General features: G+C 60.2%; 15 protein-coding genes. 3 read left to right on the top strand and 12 right to left on the bottom strand.

Annotation, left to right across the window (positions count from 1 at the left end; genetic code table 11):
• Positions 1–324: 324 nt before the first annotated feature.
• The 4 genes from P0M12_RS18960 to P0M12_RS18945 are packed head-to-tail and all read right to left on the bottom strand — an operon-like array spanning position 325 to position 5,997.
• Positions 325–543: a hypothetical protein gene (locus P0M12_RS18960; protein WP_007726658.1), complete on the bottom strand. Its 219-nt coding sequence runs from the start codon at positions 541–543 to the stop codon at positions 325–327.
• The gene (locus P0M12_RS18955; RefSeq protein WP_277376708.1) at positions 540–2,792 is read right to left on the bottom strand and encodes a serine/threonine protein kinase; all 2,253 of its coding nucleotides are present in this window, start codon (positions 2,790–2,792) and stop codon (positions 540–542) included. The genes P0M12_RS18960 and P0M12_RS18955 overlap by 4 nt, the downstream gene beginning before the upstream one ends.
• Positions 2,789–4,804 (bottom strand): glycosyltransferase family 2 protein, encoded by a 2,016-nt coding sequence (locus P0M12_RS18950; protein WP_047269050.1) that lies wholly within the window; start codon positions 4,802–4,804, stop codon positions 2,789–2,791. Before P0M12_RS18950 ends, P0M12_RS18955 begins: the two co-directional genes overlap by 4 nt.
• A gap of 2 nt (positions 4,805–4,806) precedes the next feature.
• On the bottom strand, positions 4,807–5,997 hold the full coding sequence (locus P0M12_RS18945) for a glycosyltransferase family 4 protein (RefSeq protein WP_047269049.1): 1,191 nt from the start codon (positions 5,995–5,997) through the stop codon (positions 4,807–4,809).
• A 234-nt stretch (positions 5,998–6,231) separates the two neighbouring features.
• Here P0M12_RS18945 and P0M12_RS18940 point away from each other — a divergent pair, with 234 nt between their 5' ends.
• The gene (locus P0M12_RS18940; protein WP_007726654.1) at positions 6,232–7,392 is read left to right on the top strand and encodes a hypothetical protein; all 1,161 of its coding nucleotides are present in this window, start codon (positions 6,232–6,234) and stop codon (positions 7,390–7,392) included.
• A complete protein-coding gene (locus tag P0M12_RS18935) occupies positions 7,389–8,075 on the top strand; it encodes a DUF998 domain-containing protein (RefSeq protein ID WP_007726653.1) in 687 nt (228 codons plus the stop codon). The genes P0M12_RS18940 and P0M12_RS18935 overlap by 4 nt, the downstream gene beginning before the upstream one ends.
• A gap of 18 nt (positions 8,076–8,093) precedes the next feature.
• On the opposite strand, the gene P0M12_RS18930 is transcribed toward P0M12_RS18935, so the two are convergent.
• From P0M12_RS18930 to P0M12_RS18920, 3 genes are all read right to left on the bottom strand, one after another.
• On the bottom strand, positions 8,094–8,927 hold the full coding sequence (locus P0M12_RS18930; RefSeq protein WP_007726652.1) for a glycosyltransferase family 2 protein: 834 nt from the start codon (positions 8,925–8,927) through the stop codon (positions 8,094–8,096).
• 442 nt (positions 8,928–9,369) lie between these two features.
• On the bottom strand, positions 9,370–11,046 hold the full coding sequence (locus P0M12_RS18925) for an Hsp70 family protein (protein WP_277376707.1): 1,677 nt from the start codon (positions 11,044–11,046) through the stop codon (positions 9,370–9,372).
• Positions 11,047–11,195: 149 nt separating this feature from the next.
• Positions 11,196–12,515: a UDP-glucose/GDP-mannose dehydrogenase family protein gene (locus P0M12_RS18920; RefSeq protein WP_007726649.1), complete on the bottom strand. Its 1,320-nt coding sequence runs from the start codon at positions 12,513–12,515 to the stop codon at positions 11,196–11,198.
• 108 nt (positions 12,516–12,623) lie between these two features.
• Between P0M12_RS18920 and P0M12_RS18915 the strand changes: the two genes are divergently transcribed.
• The gene (locus P0M12_RS18915; RefSeq protein WP_058038968.1) at positions 12,624–13,148 is read left to right on the top strand and encodes a protein-tyrosine-phosphatase; all 525 of its coding nucleotides are present in this window, start codon (positions 12,624–12,626) and stop codon (positions 13,146–13,148) included.
• Here the strand turns inward: P0M12_RS18915 and P0M12_RS18910 are convergent.
• From P0M12_RS18910 to P0M12_RS18890, 5 genes are all read right to left on the bottom strand, one after another.
• Positions 13,120–14,544 carry a polysaccharide biosynthesis tyrosine autokinase gene (locus P0M12_RS18910; protein WP_277376706.1) on the bottom strand — a complete coding sequence of 475 codons (1,425 nt, stop codon included), beginning with the start codon at positions 14,542–14,544 and terminating at the stop codon, positions 13,120–13,122. The two genes, P0M12_RS18915 and P0M12_RS18910, sit on opposite strands and share 29 nt — an antisense overlap.
• A gap of 130 nt (positions 14,545–14,674) precedes the next feature.
• Positions 14,675–16,000, bottom strand: a complete 1,326-nt coding sequence (locus P0M12_RS18905; RefSeq protein WP_192712051.1) for a UDP-glucose/GDP-mannose dehydrogenase family protein — start codon at positions 15,998–16,000, stop codon at positions 14,675–14,677.
• 55 nt (positions 16,001–16,055) lie between these two features.
• Positions 16,056–17,024 (bottom strand): GDP-L-fucose synthase, encoded by a 969-nt coding sequence (locus P0M12_RS18900; RefSeq protein WP_277376705.1) that lies wholly within the window; start codon positions 17,022–17,024, stop codon positions 16,056–16,058.
• Positions 17,021–18,052, bottom strand: coding sequence for a GDP-mannose 4,6-dehydratase (gene gmd / locus P0M12_RS18895; protein WP_007726640.1), 1,032 nt, complete (start codon positions 18,050–18,052; stop codon positions 17,021–17,023). The genes P0M12_RS18900 and gmd overlap by 4 nt, the downstream gene beginning before the upstream one ends.
• A gap of 97 nt (positions 18,053–18,149) precedes the next feature.
• A complete protein-coding gene (locus P0M12_RS18890) occupies positions 18,150–18,944 on the bottom strand; it encodes a WecB/TagA/CpsF family glycosyltransferase (RefSeq protein WP_277376704.1) in 795 nt (264 codons plus the stop codon).

The following is an 18,944-nucleotide window of genomic DNA, read 5'->3' as shown; positions in this document are numbered from 1 at the left end:
CTGGTCGCCATCCTGCTGCGCACGCAGGCGCAAAACCCCCTCGGTGACACTGACTTGCTCAGGCTCCCACCAACTGTGAGGATCACCCCCAGGTTGGCCGCTGTACGCCCCCCACATTTCTCCCAGCTCGCAGCGATCGAAGTTGTCCACGAATACTTGCGTCCACCCGCGCAGATCCCCTGTCGGCGCATTCGTGGTGCCTGGCGCGCTCGGTCCTTCTTCACATGCGTCGGTTGGCACGTCACCCGTGACCGAACACCCCACTGACAAGCACAAAGCGACAACTCCACCGAGGGCCGTTATTTTGTTGAACAACAATGTGTTTCACTCCTGACTCGAGATCAGCGCGATCTGGTCGAATCGTAAGAACACCACGGCGACTGCACACAGGACCAGGACGACCCCGAGAACGGTAAGAGCTCTCGCAGCCTTCCCACGGCCGATGGTGCCGAGGTCCGGCACCTGCCGTTCCCGCGTCACCGTAATCAGAGTGAGCACAACGAACAACAATCCGAAGATGCATGCTCCCAACAGATTTGTCATCGCTGTTCCAGGTCGATCTCGGGGGCACCAGCGCGACGCAGCACGGTGACATCGGCATTCTCGACGACGATCTCGAAATTGCCGGACGCGAGCATATCGGCGATGGCATCGTCGAACATTCCCGCAGGGTATCCGTATTGAAGGGATATCTGGGAGGAAGCCTGCTGCGCAACGAATACGTAGTCCGGATCTCGATCAGCGACACATGTATCGAAGTTGTCCAGGCAATCGATCGAATCAACTTGAGAAACCGTCACTCCGGTGAGAATTCGCGGGGAGACCAGTTGCGCGGACGGTCCCCACGCCATGATCGTGGCACCGTCCGGTACTGACGCGAGGAGTGCATCACCAATCCGGATCTGATAAGGCGACGAGTGCTCGAATGAGGTGTTCAACCCTCGAGTAGCGGTGAGAATGACGGAGAGAACGAGAATCGACAGCGACGCCATGACAACACGCGGTATACGCCCGCCACGCCGTCGTCTCGAATTCATCAGAACGTTCCGAAGCGCAGCGGCACTACGCACAATCGTCACGGCGCCAAGTGGAGCCAGGATCGGAGCTGCCATGACAAAACACCGAATGACCACTTCGCCGCCGTAACTCTGTACTGCCACCAATCCGAAGGGAACCACACACAGCACTCCCGACATCAACCACGTCTTTCGTCCACGTGTCAGAACCCAGCCGAGGAACCCGAGCAATCCCATGAAACCTGTAGCTGCGAGCCGCAGATATTGCATTGCTTGGTAGGTCGGCCCGGAGCCGATGCGTTTGCTGACACCGCCTTGCACCGCGCCGCTCACCTGCCCGACATCCGACAGCAACGCCTGAAGGTGGCCTTTCCAGTAGTCGACTGCGCCGTAGCTGAACCAGACGAGAAAGAGCGCGCCGACGGCCACCCACAACAACCGATAGCGAGTCGATCCCGTCAGCGTGAACATCAACAGTGCACCGACCATCACCATCGGCGTCAACTGGTGTGTCACAACCATCGCCGCCAGAATCACAACCAGAATCGCCTCTACGGCGAGGGTCTGCGCCGAACTCTGTCCAGGCACACGCCCCGGAGTGCGACGAGATGCGCCGACAGTTCTCGCCACCAACCCTCCCTCGACCACGGGGAGTGGAGCACGACGCAGTTGCCACAAGAGCACTGCAATCACGCTGGTGTAGAACATCATTGCGGTTGGTTGAGGCGCAAAGTAGTCCTGTTGGTACCAGTTGAAAAGCAAATAGACAAACACGCCCAGCCATGCCACACGTCGACTCCGTGATATCGACAACCCGATCGAGTAGATCGGCAACGCGATCATCGCGTTGAAGAACACGGGTGCCCAGATGAAAATGGCGGTGAAATCGGTAATCCCGTAGGCGGTACTCATTTGGGCGCTCCCGGAGAAGAATCCAGCCCAACTGAAGCGCGCGTCGGAGGGTGGTGGAAGTTCTCCGAAATGGACGAGTATCTCGATGAGACCACGATGTACGTAAGCTGTGGGGATTGATGTCACCCCGTCTGCAAGGCTTACCAGCAAAGTCGTGAATGTGATCAAAGTCAGTGCTGCGACAGTCAGCACTACTGCGTCGAGTCTGCGCGAAGTCAGCGCGATCCCGGCTACGAGTGAGACCAGGAAAAGCGCAACGTAGTACGCCCACCCGATTTCTGGAATGATTCCTGCGGCGCCTGCGGCAGCGGTGTCCAGAGTTCGAACTGCCATCGCGAAGAAGAGCACTGCAACCGTGATCGTCACACCGGCGAGCATTCGCCGACGCCCTACCCGCGGCGGTCCGATCTCTCGATAGGGCATAACCTTCCACGCCACCGCACAGGAGAGGAGGGACAGCCCGCACAGCACTGTCTGAATCAAGGTCGGATGAAATGCGCCGATAACGAACTGAGACTGCGCAACAATGATGTTGACCGAGAGTGAGAGGCTTATCCCCACTGCCGTCGTGATCACTGGATCCGGAATGCGAACCATGAGTGCAATAGGCACACCAGGAACCAGAACCGTCGTCGCGACCCCGATCAACACGCGCAGTGAGAATGGAACTCCCTCCCCTCCATCGCGGCGAACAAGCAACGCGAGAATCAGCGCGGTACAGGTCAATACAGCGATTGCGATGAGGACGACATGATCGAGTCCCAGTTGTGCGGTGCGAGTGGTTCCGCCGTCATCGAGGTCACCTCGATGACGACCTCGCTTCGTTTCCGCGTCCCCCTTAGTCGACGCCTGTCCGACGATCATCGGGACAACTGATCCGCCTGCGCCCGCCTACGACGCAGGCGTAGCTTGCTGGAAGCGTACAGATAGGGGCCAGCCAGATACCCGGCCAGTTCCACTCGCTTGAGATCGCCGGGCATCGTTGTACTTCTGTCACCGAAACGCGCAGTGTCGGGAACGAGAAGCATGCGCACACCTCGGGGCACGACCTTCAACAAACCCAGAGCAGTCCGGTCGCCGCCCGAAATGATCTTGACCAAAACCGCGGACATTCCCGTTCCGTAGCCGTACATCTGGTCCCGCAACTCCGCGACACTCGCGCGGTGATGGTGTCCTACTGTTGCCTCGGGGGCGTAAACCAGCGTCGCTCCAGCAAGAACTACCCGCCGAAACAGGTCGAGGTCTTCGCCTCCGAGCGTCGGTGTTCCGGGTCCGAGTGCCTCGTCGAACCCGCCGAGACGTCGGATGCTTTCGGTGCGGAAGGCCATGTTGTTGCCGCTACCGAGTTCGCCTGCCGTGTAGGGGAAAAGCGGTGAAGTCCCCCGCTGACCCAATCCGATCGAAGCAATTTTCGGCGTCTCCATCGCCCACAAGGTCGTGGTATCGCCCTTGTCGAATATGCCCACTTCCTCGAACCACCGTTGTTCGGCGGTGTCGATGCCAATTCCCACAACGCGACCGGTCACCGCAGCAACCTCGTGGGAGGCGTCGAGCACGAAGACGTCCAAAATCTTCTCGATCCACAATGGGTCGGGCTCCGCGTCGTCGTCGGTGAAGGCCACGATTCGCCCGTTCGCGTGGTGAAGTCCGAGATTACGCGCGGCAGAAGCACCTTTGACTGGTTGTCTCAGTATCACGCAACGCTCGTCGTCCATCGCCGACAGGACCTGGTCCACGCGATCGGTATCAGGTTTGTTGTCGACCACCAGAATTTGCAGATTGTGGTGGCTCTGACCCAACAGAGCGTCCAGTGTCCGAGCGAGCGAATCACGGCCGACGGTGGCCACGACCACAGACACCAGTTCATCGGCGTTTATGTCGTCGCAGTCGTCAACCAGGTGCTCTCCACCGAATACGGTTCTCGCCGAAAGGAACCCGAGCAAGGTGGCAAGGAACCCGAAAATCAGAGCTGCCGCGCGGGCTGGCGCGAAGCGATCGCCTCGAATCGAATCCTTGGCTGCGGTGAAGATTCCACTGCTCAAGACACCGACGACGTACGCCCGTTCGTTGGACAACCCGTCCGCGCTCCCCACCGCTTGGGTGAGAATTCGCTTGGACCGACCTTCGTAGAAACAACGTCGACGAAAATAGCGAAACTGCTGGCGGTCGGCAGGAACAAAATGATCGACTGCGAAATCACAGACTCGCAGTATCTTGGCAGTGCGATCCCGCTGGCGGATCTTGATTCCCATCAGCGTCTCCTCACAACCGACCGGCAACGTGCCGACCCGCCCGAGTTCGCTCGAGAACCCGCCGATGGACTCGAGCGCGGTGCGCCGAACCGCCATACATGCGCCGATCGGATTGCGAATCTGTTCTCCGTCTGGTGGGAGGCCGCGGTAGTCGCAGCCGACGACCCAGCCGTATTCCTCCGGAAACCACCGAGCCTTAGACCCCTCGTACCGTGCGTGCACTGCCCCTCCGACTGCCGCAATCGTGGGATCTGCACTCATCGTTGCTCGGATCGCGTCGATCCCGCCAGTTCGGAGGATCGCATCGTCGTCGAGAAATGCCACCAGATGACCGTTGCCTGCACTGATTCCGCAGTTTCTCGCGCCGGACAAGCCCTGCTCGGCAGTGTTGGGCACCACCCGGACCCCCGTTGGTACGTGTGCACGAACATGAGCAAGCATGGACTCGTTGTGATCGATGACAACAACGACCTCGTCGCCTGGGCCGTTTGCCTGGACAGTGGCGGCATCAACCGCAGCGAGCAGCATCTCGAGCCGACTCATGCTGTACGCGCAGATCACCACGGATACCGAACATGTTGTCTTGTCGAGGAATTCGACCTTCGAAACCGGTGACGAAGACATGATCACCCCTGCCCGTTCGAATCGAACCTCGATATTCGCCTCCGCCGTCCTGCGTCACGGAGCAGAGCTCTGTACGTCGTGGCGAACGAATCTGCTCGTCGCTCGATGGACAGGTCGTCTCTGGACCGGCCCAACGCCTCGGCGGCGATTCGGGTGCATAGTGCGGGATCGCCGAGAAGCCGTTGTGCGGCAACGGTCAAAGAATCGACGTCCCCTGTCCGGAAGACCACGCCGGTTCTGTTGTCGTGAACGAAGTCGCGCAATCCTCCACTGTCACTGGCTATCACCGGGACTCCGGAGGCTTGAGCTTCCAACGCGATCAGCCCGAAAGGCTCGTCGTGAGACGGGCACGCGAGGACGTCGACGGCACGCAGAATCGACGGAATGTCATTTCTGGGCGACAGGAACCGATGGGCGCCCGGCATCGATGCCCGCGCCAAGGTGTGCAACGCGTCGACAAATGCAGCGTCATTCTTGGCCGGTGCGCCGACAACAGCCAGATGTACGTCAACTCCCGATCGACGCAACGACCCCAGTGCCTCGATCAACTCGCCGATGCCCTTCTCTCTGTCCAACCTCCCCACCACCGCCACGAGCAATGCTCGGGGATCTGCTGACAGCTCGGCGCGAATCGATGGATCGGCCACTCCCGGACTAAATCGAACAGAGTCGACACCTTGATGGACGACCCGGGTCTTCCTCCGTGCCAGCGGGCCCAACTGCTCGAATACAGCCTCGCTCACGGCGACTGCTGCGTTTGCGGTGGACACCGCACTACTCATCACCAGCCGCCCACCACCTGGGGGCACGATGTCGTGCAACTCGAGCAACGACGGCCTTCCTGCCAGTCGCGCGGCGAGCACGACGTCCACGTGAGTCATCAAGTCGTTCGAATGGACGACATCGAAGGAACGAACCTTCCCGATCAAAGCCTTGACCGCGCGCATACTTTTCGGGACTTGCGAGAAAAAGTCATACTTGGAGTTGAAGCCTTCCCCGCTTGTCGGACGCAATCCAACTCGCTTGGGAATTTCCAGCGGAACATATTCAAGGTTCGATTCTGTCCACCAGCGCCGGGTCGGGGTATCTCCGGACGGGCCTGCCAGCGACAATTGAATACCTTCCGAGGCAAGAACGAGAGCTAGATTTCGGAAGCTGTGATCGGTTCCGCCGACATTCTCCGAAAGCGTCACTCCAAGCACTTTGATAACCTCGCTACGCGTCACTGAATTAGCATACCAAGAAAGAATCACGCGCCATGAGGACACAATTTCCGAAATGTCGCATATCTCCCCACTTTCTACTATTAGAAAGGCCTCACCGTGCGAAATGAGATTCAGCCCACGCGCTACAAAGTTACCGATCTCGACGTTGCCATGGTTGAAAACTGGACATTAGTCGCAATGGGGCCAATCGACCATGGAGGTGTGGAAGGAGTTCGCGCGGCGCTCCGCACGATCGCGTCCGCGGGCCCACACGCGCGAGTCGGACTGATCCCGAGCAGTCGAACTCGGAATTGGGTGTTCGAACCGGACTCACTGCAGCGCGGCGTGCACGAAATCCCTGCTGTTCACACACAAGACCTACCTGCCACCCTCGCCGCTGCGGTCCGCCTGGCCGACGTGTCGCTGCCTATTGCGGTGACGGTCTGCGGCCGATACCTGATCGTGCGACTTGCACACGGAGTGGGAGACGGCCAGACCACAGTCAATCTCACGCGCGCGCTCGCTGACCCTGCGACGCGTACCGGCAAAGTCCCACAATGGTGCACTGCGCTACAACCGACACGATTCCCTCTGACGGCTGCCTCCTGGAATCTTTATGCGTCGAGCCCCGGCAAGCTTCTCCGCAGCGTGACCGCAGGGAGACCGAAAGAGGTTTCTTCACAACCAATTACAGCGAAGTGGCAACCTTCCCATCACGTCGGATTCGCAACATCGTCACCCACTGCGCTTGGTGATCTCGCGGCTTGGAGGAAAGCAAACGCCGTTCCCGCGTCGTTGTCGTCGATCTTCTTCGCCTCCATAGTGCGCGCACTTCGAGAGGAAGGTATCAAGGTGGACAACACCGTGAAGGTCCTGTTCGACGCCAGGCGGTACCTCCCCGAGAACCACCGGACGCTCTCCAACTTCGCGGCAGGCCTGGACTTGTCATTCGACGATGCGGGCTCACCTGCATCCGTCGGGGACGGTATCTCCGCCGCGGCCGATTCGGGTCGACCGCTGCTCAATCTCGCCGCCACTTCAGTAAAGTCCCGACTCGGTCGCATTACGCGCAGGCCGGTGGGAGACGCTGTGACGAGCGCTCCGGCACACCCTCGTGCGCGCATCGCTTACAGCGATATGTCAGGCGCTCCGCAGTTCAAGAATTTTCCATTGACCGGCACCCCGAAAGAATCTGTCTATATCGCGACCTTGTTACCTGAAAGTCCCGAACATATCGTGATTGCAGTCGGACGACTGGGAACCTTGAACAATGTCTCGTTTTCGTTTCACGACAATGTATTCGACGCCGAAAGAATCGGATCCGCATTCGAGAATGCATGCAAAAATCCACTGAAGTTCTTCAGAGAAGGAATCGCTGAATGATCCACTCGGACTACAACGAAGAATTCGTCGCAAACAAAGGAAACGGCAAATCCTCGCACATTATCGAGCTGTTCGCCAGATACGCGTGGATTTCGACATTACTGTTTTTTGTGTGTGAATTCTTGACCGCGTGGAGCTGGCGAGGAAACTACTCGCGCCGCAATCAATTCGTAAGCGAACTAGGTGTTCGTGTCTGCGACAGTCGTGCGGGCGTGTGCAGTTGGTACTGGTTGATGAACATTTCTTTCGTGACCACTGCACTGGGAATATCTGTCGGTACACTATTGTGGTGGAAGTCGCGAGTCGTATCGCCTACAGAAGGCTCCTTTCTACTCGTGTCGGCAAGCGGTTTGATCCTGATCGCCGTGTCGTCCCTCGACCGCGGATCGATCCTCCATGGAATCGGTGCAAACATGTATTTCGTCTTGGCCAACACCGCCGTGATCATGATCGCGACCTCGTCCCGGACGCTCCGCAGACCGTCCCCAGCAAAATGGGTCGCCCTCGCAGCCGGAGTACTCGGACTGAGCGCCTACTTCATCCACACAGTCGGCGGTCTCGGCATGCTCGGGCAGGGCACGATCCAAAGGTTCACGGTGTACCCGTCACTGATCGGACTGATCGCGCTGGCGACGGTCCTGGGTACCGAACCGGCAACCAGACGCGAACAGGAACCGATTTAATGTGCGCTCCAACCTGCTTCAGCTGACGATCGACTCAGGCAACGTCAATTTTTGCGGGTCGAGAGGGCTGGAGCGACGCGAGGTAGCGCCCCTGCGTGCGCTGCGTCGGCGGCGCCACTCCATCCCGATGATACGCAGCACGCGCATTCCGTCAGAGAAGGCATTGAGGTTGCTGACACCGTGAATTCGATCGGCCTCGAAGCTTCCGACTTCCGCAATTCCCAATCCGGCGGCAGCTACACGAACATTGATCAACGTCTCGATCTCGAATCCGTCACCCCACTGAGCTGCAGCAATGTCTGTATCCGGGAGCTGCATGACGTCGAGTGCATTGCGCCAGAACGCGTTGTACCCATAGCAAAGGTCTGTGAATTGCGTACGAAAGAGGATATTCACCAGGGAATTCAGGCCGTAGTTGCCTAGCCGCCGCAACTTTGTGATGTCCGAACTTCCACCCCCTGCGATAAATCGCGAACCCTTGGCGAAGTCGGCCCCATCCACGAGTGCCTGCACGAAGAGCGGAATCTCGCCGGGGTTGGTGGACCCGTCGGCATCGATCATGACAATTATGTCGCCGGTCGCCGCCTCGAACCCGCATGCGAGGGCGTTTCCTTTTCCTTTGCGCGTTTGTGTGATCACCGTGGCGTCGGGCCACAACATCGTGGCGACCTCGACGGTGTCGTCAACCGAATTTCCATCGACGAACACGATCTCGTCGATTCCCTTCGGCATCTGAGCAGCCACGTGAGGCAGATTCTTCGCCTCGTTCATCGCCGGCACGATCACCGTGACACGGGGGCGCATCGTCGCCGAACGCATACGCTCGTCTGCCGCAGGGGCGTCGTTGTCCATGATGTGCTTCCTTCGGTCGTGTGCCTCACAGTGATGCTCAATCGATACAGATTCATCGAATCGCTACCAATCAGCAAATCGAAACCTACACGAATCTGCGCCGAATGCACGGGATAGTCATCCGTCTGAGCGCAAACCATGACCTCGTTTGTATAAGCCAAATCGTCGCAAGATACTGTTCGCAAGGCGAATAATTACAGCTCAAAGGGGGAATTGCCTGAATTTTTGGGCGAAAAGAGACCATCAACCCGGTTATTGGAACACGAAAGCAAAGAAATTCGGCACCAAAGTAAAGTAGCCAGAAATTTGCTCATCCAGCCTTCGGGAACCCTGTGAAGTCGATCACCGGACCTGCTTTGCGAAGGCCGCGCCGCCCGTCAGGAACAGCCCAACCGGCCCCTGAGTCCACGAATCGGCGACTCAGGGTCCAGGAATCAACTGCTCAGAGTCCGGGAATCGGTGGGAGGACCGGCAACAGAATCGGCGGAAGCCCCGGGATGTAGATCGCCGGCGGTGGCGGCGCGGGCGCGGGCGCGGGAGGCACGTAAGTGTCCTGCACGACTGGCGGAGCCTCGACGACCGGAGGGGCTTCCTCCGTCGTCGTCGGGGGCGGGGTCGTTGTGGTCGTAGGCGGCGGGGTAGTCGTGGTCGTCGGTGCCGTCGTGGTCACCTCGGTTGCCACGGGTCCGGCGTCCTCGGAATCGAAGACCTTTCCTCCGTAGCCCAATCCCAGCCCCACGATCACGATCGCCGCGATCACACCGGCACCGAGGCCCGCGAACCGTAGCGGGTTTCTCGGCTCTTTGGATGTCGATTCAACGGGTTGTGTCCCGGCGAGCCAGGACGGGTGTGCGGCCCCTGCCCCGGGTGCCTCGCCTTCGTACATCGCCGAGTACGCCTGGGCGTCAACCATCACGGCCTCGGTGTCTGCGTCACGTTCTGTGCTGAATCCGTCCGTGGCCTGGTCGCTGTCGGCGACCACGAGATCTGCGGCCGGATCGAATCGTTGCTCGTGCCGGTTCGGTCGCGGCAGAGGCAGTTCCGCCGCGTAAGGGCTCGGCACCTGTTCTTGCGGAACGGACTTCGTGCCGGAAGTGACTTCGGACAACGCATTCGGCCGCTCCGATTCCGCGAGCGTTGCGACCCCTCCGTGGCTGAACGCCTGAACCGGAACGGGTACCTCCGCCGGGGTGTGGATCGGATACGGCGCAAAGATCGGCGCTACAGCCGGAACCTGAACCGGGGCAGATACCGCGCGCGCCGATGGCGTCATCGACGACTCCGCGATCAGCGCAGCGCCTTGAGCAGTCACGAGTTCCGGCTGCTCGGGCGCGATGAGGGGGCACTCCAGCCACGCGGCGAGGGTCGCCCGCACGATCGGAATGCGTGCACCGCCACCGATCAGGAGAATCGCGTCGGGGTTACGGCCGGACGTTGCGATGACCTCTCGTATCTCGCGTGCGAAGGCCTCCACCGACGTGACGACCAACGAATCGAAAACTTCCCGCGACAGCAGGAGAAGCCCGCCGGGGCCGGGCAGGCACACCGCACTTCGTGAGGACAGCTGTTCCTTCGCGAGTCGGCATCGCGCCTGCAGTTCGGCATCGCCGCCCGGGTCGGCCGGCGTAGCTATACGGCGACGCACGGTCTGATCCGAGTAGACGAGCTCGTCGAAGTGATCTCCACTGACCCGCGTCGACCGGGCGGTGACGACGGTAGACCGCATCTGCCTGTCCACAATGCTGATCGTCGATCCAGAACTACCGATGTCGACGACGACGAGTGTGCTCTGGTCGGTCAACGCACCGGACTCCTCGAGCATTCGAAGCGTCGCGACTACTTCGGGAACCAGCTCGAAGTTGTCGATGCCCTTCTGTTCGAACGCTGTTTGGAGTGCTCCGGCCTGCGCTTGATCCCGGTAAGCGACGACCGTATTGCTGCCGAGGTCGGCATTCTCGGTCAAGGCCACGCCGGTTGCCTCCGCTGCGACTTCCTCGGGAATCTCGCGGCCTCGATCGACCGCTCTGGATCGGAACACCGGACCACTGTGGTCGGGCGTCCCCGGGCGCGCCAAACGCACAGCGCTGGCTCCCACCGTCACACCCAAAACCAAGTTCATGATCCACCTTCGTCGACCGTCGACGGGTTCCGTCACCAGACCCCGTCATTCCCCGGCCGGAAGTCTACCCACTGGGCATGGTCTGCGAGGTTCGCGCATCTCACCTAAGGCCTTCTCGCAGCTATTTTTTCGCTACCTGGACGTTCGACCTACCGCCCCAATCCGCGATAGTTCCAACCGGCGGAGCGCCACAGGTCCGGATCGAGGCAATTTCTGGCGTCAACGATCACCCGCCGCCGAACGAGTGGTTCCAAATCGGCGGGCACGAGTGAGGCGAACTCGTCCCATTCAGTGGCGATCAAGACCACATCAGCATTCCTGCAAGCTTCTGACGTGGAGGTTGCGTAGTGAAGGGTGGGAAACAGTCGGCGAGAATTATCCATTGCCTTCGGATCGAAAACGGTGACCGCCGCCCCGTGCAACTGCATCATTCCTGCAACGTTGAGCGCAGGCGAATCGCGCACATCGTCGGATTCGGGCTTGAACGCAGCTCCCAGCACCGACACGTTAGCTCCCAGCAAACTGCCATCGCAGGCTGCCGTCACCAGTTCCACAGCTTTTGTCCGTCGTCGCATGTTGATGCTGTCGACCTCGCGGAGGAAGTACAGCGCCTGGTCGACACCCAACTCCCCGGCGCGTGCCATGAACGCCCGAATGTCCTTCGGCAGGCAACCACCGCCGAACCCCAAGCCCGCATTGAGGAACCGTCTACCGATCCGAGCGTCGTACCCGAGAGCGTCGGCCAACATCGTGACGTCGGCCCCGGTCGCCTCGCACACCTCCGCAATCGCATTGATGAAGGACACCTTGGTCGCGAGAAACGCATTCGCAGATCCTTTGACCAACTCGGACGTCGCCAGATCGGTCACGAGGAAGGGCACCCCCGCGTCCAGTATCTCGGCATACACCTCGCGAAGAACGCCTTCGGCGTTTCCCGGCCGGTCACGATCGATCCCCAGAACCAACCGGTCAGGGCTCAAGGTGTCCGCGATCGCGTGTCCTTCACGCAGGAACTCCGGATTCCAGGCCACCTCTACCGAGCCACCCGCCGGCGCAGTCGCTCGGAGTCGCTCGCCGAGAGCCGCTGCCGTGCCTACCGGCACCGTCGACTTCCCGACTATCAGCGAAGGCTTTCGCAACAACGGCGCCAACATGTCGATCACCGAATGAACATGACTCAGATCTGCGGCGTACTCCCCCTTCTTCTGGGGCGTCCCCACACCGACGAAATGGATGTCCGCAAAATCCGCGGCATCGGAGTAGGAAGTCGTGAACTGCAGCCGACCCGACGCCAGATTCTTCTCCAGCATGTCGGTCAGACCCGGCTCGAAGAACGGGACCTCCCCACGAGACAACTTGTCGACCTTGGACTGGTCGATGTCGACTCCCAGCACGTCGTGGCCAAGTTCGGCCATACACACTGCGTGGGTCGCCCCCAGGTATCCCGTTCCGAACACGGTCATCTTCATGTGTTGTTGGTATGCGTCCGAACTTTCCGAAACGCGTACGCCAGGTGGGCGCGAAACCAACATCGGGCGTACGACGAGTGCGTCGCGTGTGCAACCTATGCTTCTGCCATGCACGTTCTCTTCGTTTGTACGGGAAACATCTGCCGATCACCCACGGGCGAACGCCTTGCACGTGCTTATGCCGCCGAAGCCGGGGTCACCGGATTCACCGCGTCGAGTGCCGGAACCCGGGCGATGGTCGGGCACCCGATCGAGCCGACTGCTGCGAGGGTTCTCGCGGGGCTCGGCGGCGACCCCACGGAGTTTCAAGCCCGACGCATGACAACAGCGCTGGCCTCGGACGCCGACCTCATTCTCACGATGACCGAAAGTCAGCGAGACAAGGTCCTGGCGATGGCTCCGGCGCGGCTCAAGCGCACGTTCACACTTCGAGAAGCCGCACGGTTGGGCTCGCTCGCAGATGCAGGAACTGTCGAGGACCTCGCCGCCGCCAGACCCCGATTTCGTGCCACCGAACCCGAGGACGTCATGGATCCGATGGGTAAGGAAGAGAACGTGTTTCACGAGATCGGACTTGAGATCGCCGATCTCCTCGGCCCGCTGCTCAGCCGACTTCGCTTCGGTGAGCGTTGAGCGCGGGCACCGCGGTCAACTGCGGTAGCGACTTGTCCGACTCGTAGTAGTAGCTGTACTCGTACGCATTGCGTCCGCGAGACGGCGTCATCGTGATGACAGTGCCCAGGACGTGCGCACCCACACTCTGTAGGTTTCCGACCGCGCGCGCCAGTTGATCGCACTTCGTGGAGCCGTGTCGGGCGATCACCAGGGCACCGTCCGACATCGCGGCCAGGACCGCGGCATCCGTGACGGGTAGCAACGGCGAGGCGTCGATGATGACGTAGTCGTATCGCGCCCGCAGTTCCTCGAGAACATGTTTGGCCGTGTCCGTGCCGAGTAGTTCGCTCGGGTTCGGCGGGATCGGTCCGGAGGCGAGCACTGTCAGCCCGTCGAACTCGGTCGGCTGAAGCACATCGTCCAGCGTCGCTTGACCGGAGAGCACCGAACTGACGCCGACACTTCCGAGCAATCCCAAATACTTCGATACTCGCGGCTTCCGGAGGTCGCCTTCCATCAGGCACACTGATTTGCCGGCCTCCGCCAAGACGAGAGCGATGTTCACGGCCGTGGTCGTCTTACCTTCGGAGGGAAGCGAACTCGTGACGACGATGGCACGCGGTGGATGGTCCACCTCGAGGAACTGAAGGTTGGTGCGCAACTCACGGAAGGCTTCGGCACTCACGGAACTTCCGTCACTGAAAGCGATCGCGTGATTGACTTCGACGTCCTTGTCGAACGGGATCGTGCCCACCATCGCCGAACCCGCGATCTCTTCTACAGTTCGACGATCTTTCACCGTGTTGTCGAGTCGATCACGAATCAACGCAAGCGCGATCCCCACAACCAGTCCCGCCACTGCGCCGAGCGCGAGGTTGCGCGAAGTCTTGGGTGACACCGGAACAGTCGGCTGTTGAGCCTGCTGTTCGACGACCACACGTGCAGGCGGTGTTCCGCCGTTCTCGGGTGTCTCCAGTTCCTTTGCCAATGCCACGAATTCGGATGAGAGAGTGTTCGCGATCTCGCGTGCGAGTTCCGGTGACGCGTCCTTGACTGCGAGGTCGATCAACACAGTGTCGGGCGCCGACGTCGCAGTGACCTTGGAGGCCAACTCGTCAGCCGACATCCCGCCGACCACCCTCGGTCCCAGTTCGTCGATCGTCCGCTGTGCGAGTGTTCGGCCGGTCAGGAGTTTTGTATAGGACAGAACTCGCTGCTGTGAAAGTTGACTGCCCTGCAGTGCCTCGTTGACCGAGGTACCCGCCGACGTCGAAACGAACAGCCTCGTCGAGGCCTGGTAAACGGGCGTCGAAAGAAGAGAAGCGCCAAGGGCTCCGAGGATTCCGAGCACGGTTACAGCAGCGACGATTCGCCATCTGGCTTGCAATATCTTCAGGTAGTCGACAATTTCCATCTTGATGTCTCCTTCGGCTCACGCATGTCCACTGCGGGTCTGAGCGGTCTTTGCCGGTCGGACCGCGAGGGCGAACCGGGCTTTATCAATTTCGATATAGATCAGCTGCGACGGACGAGACGTCCTGTGCTCACGGGCGTCCCAGTCCGCGGTAGTTCCAACCTGCGCCTCGCCAGTCGTCGGGGGAAAGGCAATTGCGCCCGTCGACGATCACTTTGTTGCGAACCACCGAATCGAGATCGGACGGCTGCAACTTCAAGAATTCGAGCCACTCGGTCAATACCAGGACGACGTCGGCACCTTCGCAGGCCTCCAATGCATTTGCCGAGTAGGTCAGCGTCGGGAACAGCGCGCGCGAATTGTCCATGGCCTTTGGGTCGTACACGTTCACTGCAGCACCTTGGAGCTGAATCTGACCCGCGACGTTGAGCGCCGGCGAATCACGAACGTCGTCCGAGTCCGGTTTGAACGCGGCACCCAGAACTGCGACTCTCGCACCGAGAAGCGATCCGCATGCCTCCCGCGCCAGTTCGACCATGCGTGTACGTCTGCGCATATTGATGTTGTCGACTTCGCGCAGGAACGTCAGTGCTTGGTCGGCACCGAGTTCACCGGCGCGAGCCATGAAGGCGCGGATGTCCTTCGGCAAACACCCTCCGCCGAAACCAATTCCCGCGTTGAGGAATCGACGTCCGATCCGAACGTCGTGCCCGATCGCGTCGGCGAGCACTGTGACGTCGGCGCCCGCGGCCTCGCACACTTCGGAGATGGCGTTGATGAACGAGATCTTGGTGGCCAGGAAAGCGTTCGCTGACGCTTTCACCAACTCCGCCGTCGCAAGGTCCGTGACGAGAAACGGAATCTCCTCATCGAGGAGCTCTGCATAAACTTCGCGCGCAACAGATTCCGCTCGACCGCGGACATTTCGATCGACTCCGAGCACAAGTCGGTCCGGGTGCAACGTGTCCTGGACGGCAAATCCTTCACGGAGAAACTCGGGATTCCACGCGACTTCGACGCCGTCACCGATCGGTGCCAGTTCCCGCGCGCGTTTGCCGAGCCGTTCCGCGGTGCCCACCGGTACTGTGGACTTGCCGAAGATGACCGAGGGCTTGGTGAGCAGCGGCGCCAAAGTCTCGATCACGGCATCCACGTAGACCATGTCCGCGGCGAACTCACCCTTCTTCTGCGGCGTACCGACCCCGAGGAAGAACACGACCGCAAATTCTGCGGCTTCCTCGTACGACGACGTGAACTTCAGTCGCCCTCGATCGATGTTTCGTCGTAGGACCTCGCCCAACCCTGGCTCGTAGAACGGAACTTCACCTGCTGCCAGTTTCTCCAGCTTTGCCGCATCGACATCCACTCCGAGGACCTCGTGGCCGAGTTCGGCCATACAGGCCGCGTGTGTCGCGCCCAGGTATCCCGTGCCGAATACTGCTATGCGAGTGCTCATGTTGCTCGATCTGCTTTCTCGAGAGTGTGCGAAGTGTGTTGATGGGAAAAGTGATTCAGGTGCGTACGGCACCGATGTTGTCGCGGTACCACGAGATCGTCGACGCGATTCCTTCGCGCAATCCGATTGTCGGCCGCCATCCGAGTTCACGAATCATGCTCACGTCCAGCAGTTTCTGCATCGTTCCGTCAGGCTTCGAGGTGTCCCACTGCGTCTCGCCGGTGTATCCGACCTCGTCGGCGACCATCGAAGCGATCTCGCGAATTGTGTGGTCTTCGCCGGTTCCGACGTTGACATGCGATGCACCGTCGTAGTTGTCGAGCAGACGCAGACACGCCGACGCCAAGTCGTCGACATGCAGGAATTCACGTCGCGGATTGCCACTCCCCCAGTTGACAACCGACTGGACTGCCGACGACTGCGCCTCGTCGTAACGCCGAACGAGGGCGGGAAGTACGTGCGATCCGCGCGGAGAGAAATTGTCTCCCGGGCCGTACAGGTTGGTGGGCATAGCTGAGATCCAGGGGCGACCATGCTGCCGCCTGGCAGCTTGAACATGGAGTATTCCCGCGATCTTTGCTATTGCATAGGCGTCGTTGGTCGGCTCGAGATACCCGGTGAGCAGGTATTCCTCCTTGATCGGTTGCGGTGCCAATTTCGGGTAGATGCACGATGATCCGAGGAACAGGAGACGCTCGACGCCGTGTGCGAGGGCAGCGTCGAGCACGTTCACCTGGATGCGCAGATTCTCCGACAGGAAGTCGACGAGGAAAGTGCTGTTCGCCGCAATCCCCCCAACTTTTGCTGCTGCGAGGATCACGTTGGTCGGCTTTTCGCGGGCGAAGAAATCGAAAGCAGCTTCCCGGTCACGTAGATCGAGTTCGGCCGACGTCTTTCCGAGCAACCTGGTGAAGCCCGCAGATTCCAGGTGTCGCCACACCGAAGAGCCGACCAGACCTCGGTGGCCGGCCACGTAGAACGGTGCGCCTCGATCGAGTGGTCGCGCTGCGAATGAATCACTCATCGCGTCGCCGACCAGTCGGGAAGTGCCGGAGTGTCGATCCACGGTCGCCCTTCGTGTTCGAGCGCTTCGATGTCTGCCTCGACCATGATCCGGGCCAGTTCGGGTGTGTGCACGCCGGCCTTCCAACCGAGTTTGCGCTCGGCATGACTCGGATCCCCGATCAGTGCGTCCACCTCGGTCGGCCGAAGATACCGTTCGTCGAATCGAACGTGGTTTTCCCAGTTCAGACCTGCATGTTCGAACGCGACGGTCAGGAAGTCGCGCACCGAGTAGTTGCCACCGGTGGCGAGCACAAAATCCTCAGGCTCGTCGACCTGCAGCATGCGCCACATTCCCTCCACGTACTCCGGCGCATATCCCCAGTCGCGAATCGCATCGAGATTGCCCATGTACAGATGATCCTCGATACCTGCCTGGATGCGTGCGACCGCGCGCGTGATCTTCCGCGTCACGAATGTCTCACCACGCCTCGGGGATTCGTGATTGAACAGAATTCCGTTCACAGCGAAGATCCCGTATGCCTCACGATAGTTCTTGGTGATCCAGTACGAGTACACCTTCGCCGCACCGTAGGGCGAACGTGGGTAGAACGGTGTCTCCTCGTTCTGCGGTGGCGGTGTGGCACCGAACATCTCGGAACTCGACGCCTGGTAGAACCGGCAGTCGAGTCCGGCCATCCGAACCGCTTCGAGTAGTCGGATCGACCCGACGCCAGTGGTGTTCCCGGTGTGTTCGGGTTCGTCGAAGCTGACCCTGACGTGAGACTGCGCAGCGAGGTTGTACACCTCGTCCGGCTTGATCTGCGCGAGTAGTGTCACCAGGCGCGCTCCGTCACTGAGGTCACCGTAGTGAAGAAAAAGTCGAGCATCCGCATCGTGCGGGTCAACGTAGATGTGGTTTATCCTCGAAGTGTTGAACGTCGAGGATCGACGGATCAGTCCGTGAACCTCGTAGCCTTTGGAGAGCAGCAACTCGGCAAGGTAAGAGCCGTCCTGCCCCGTGATTCCGGTAATCAGTGCGCGTTTCATCCTGCGTTCCTTCCGTTGCGGGACAGCCCGCCTGATAGTTGCGAAACCACGGTTGTGGTCCGTAGTCCTCCGAATCGCTCGGCAGTCTTGATCTCGCTCATGCGCGTCCCCCCAAACGGCCGAAGACTTTTCGTATGTCACGTGATGCCAGCCGTATGAATGTCGAGTTACCGAACAGGTAGCGCCGCCACAGACGTTTGGGTTCGGATACAAGTCGATACAACCACTCGAAACCCGAGTTCTGGACGAAAGATGGTGCCTCCGAAACAGTTCCGGCCAAGAAGTCGAAGGCCGCGCCGACACCGACGGCCACGTAGTCGGTTCGATCCGCTATCGCCTTCGTGACAAAGTCCTGCTTCGGCGCACCCAGACCGACCCACACGATGTCCGGTGACGTCGGATCGATCTTCGTGATGATGTCGTCGACGAACTCCTTGCTGAACGCGGCAAACGGCGGGGCATATGTGCCGGCCACCTTGATTCCCGGGTACAACTCCTCGACTCGATCCGTCAAGAGATTCAACGTCTCTTCTGTCGTGCCGACAAAATGGTGACGAAGGCTGTAGCGGCGTCCCTTGTCCAGGGTGGCCTCGAAGAACGACGGACCCCGGACTGGTCGAACACCGACGTGATCGGCGGTGCCGCCGATCAGGCGCATCACCCAGCTGACCGGGGTTCCGTCTGCGAAGTTCACACCCGGACCCTTCAAAACCGCGGAGTAGTCGCGATCACTGTGCGCCGCCGACACGCAGTAGGAATTCGACAACCTCACGGAGACTCCGGTTCCTGCTCCCTCTCGTCTGTCGTTGACTACCCAATCGGTAGCTCTCTCGAGATTGGCCGCGGCAAACGGAATGCCACCCACCTCGATGACCTCGAACGGACTGCTCAT

The organism is Rhodococcus sp. RCBS9, from assembly GCF_029457415.1.
Classification (GTDB): Bacteria; Actinomycetota; Actinomycetes; order Mycobacteriales; family Mycobacteriaceae; genus Rhodococcus_F; species Rhodococcus_F qingshengii.
Note: the sequence above shows the minus strand (reverse complement) of the source record. Positions and strands in the feature narration are given on the sequence as shown.

What these genes read in the sequence shown, in the direction of transcription:
- P0M12_RS18960 (WP_007726658.1), bottom strand. Translation starts at nt 543, where the DNA reads ATGACAAATCTGTTGGGAGCATGCATCTTCGGATTGTTGTTCGTTGTG.
- P0M12_RS18955 (WP_277376708.1), bottom strand. Translation starts at nt 2,792, where the DNA reads ATGATCGTCGGACAGGCGTCGACTAAGGGGGACGCGGAAACGAAGCGA.
- P0M12_RS18950 (WP_047269050.1), bottom strand. Translation starts at nt 4,804, where the DNA reads ATGTCTTCGTCACCGGTTTCGAAGGTCGAATTCCTCGACAAGACAACA.
- P0M12_RS18935 (WP_007726653.1), top strand. Translation starts at nt 7,389, where the DNA reads ATGATCCACTCGGACTACAACGAAGAATTCGTCGCAAACAAAGGAAAC.
- P0M12_RS18930 (WP_007726652.1), bottom strand. Translation starts at nt 8,927, where the DNA reads ATGGACAACGACGCCCCTGCGGCAGACGAGCGTATGCGTTCGGCGACG.
- P0M12_RS18925 (WP_277376707.1), bottom strand. Translation starts at nt 11,046, where the DNA reads ATGAACTTGGTTTTGGGTGTGACGGTGGGAGCCAGCGCTGTGCGTTTG.
- P0M12_RS18920 (WP_007726649.1), bottom strand. Translation starts at nt 12,515, where the DNA reads ATGAAGATGACCGTGTTCGGAACGGGATACCTGGGGGCGACCCACGCA.
- P0M12_RS18915 (WP_058038968.1), top strand. Translation starts at nt 12,624, where the DNA reads ATGCACGTTCTCTTCGTTTGTACGGGAAACATCTGCCGATCACCCACG.
- P0M12_RS18910 (WP_277376706.1), bottom strand. Translation starts at nt 14,544, where the DNA reads ATGGAAATTGTCGACTACCTGAAGATATTGCAAGCCAGATGGCGAATC.
- P0M12_RS18905 (WP_192712051.1), bottom strand. Translation starts at nt 16,000, where the DNA reads ATGAGCACTCGCATAGCAGTATTCGGCACGGGATACCTGGGCGCGACA.
- P0M12_RS18900 (WP_277376705.1), bottom strand. Translation starts at nt 17,024, where the DNA reads ATGAGTGATTCATTCGCAGCGCGACCACTCGATCGAGGCGCACCGTTC.
- gmd (WP_007726640.1), bottom strand. Translation starts at nt 18,052, where the DNA reads ATGAAACGCGCACTGATTACCGGAATCACGGGGCAGGACGGCTCTTAC.
- P0M12_RS18890 (WP_277376704.1), bottom strand. Translation starts at nt 18,944, where the DNA reads ATGAGCAGTCCGTTCGAGGTCATCGAGGTGGGTGGCATTCCGTTTGCC.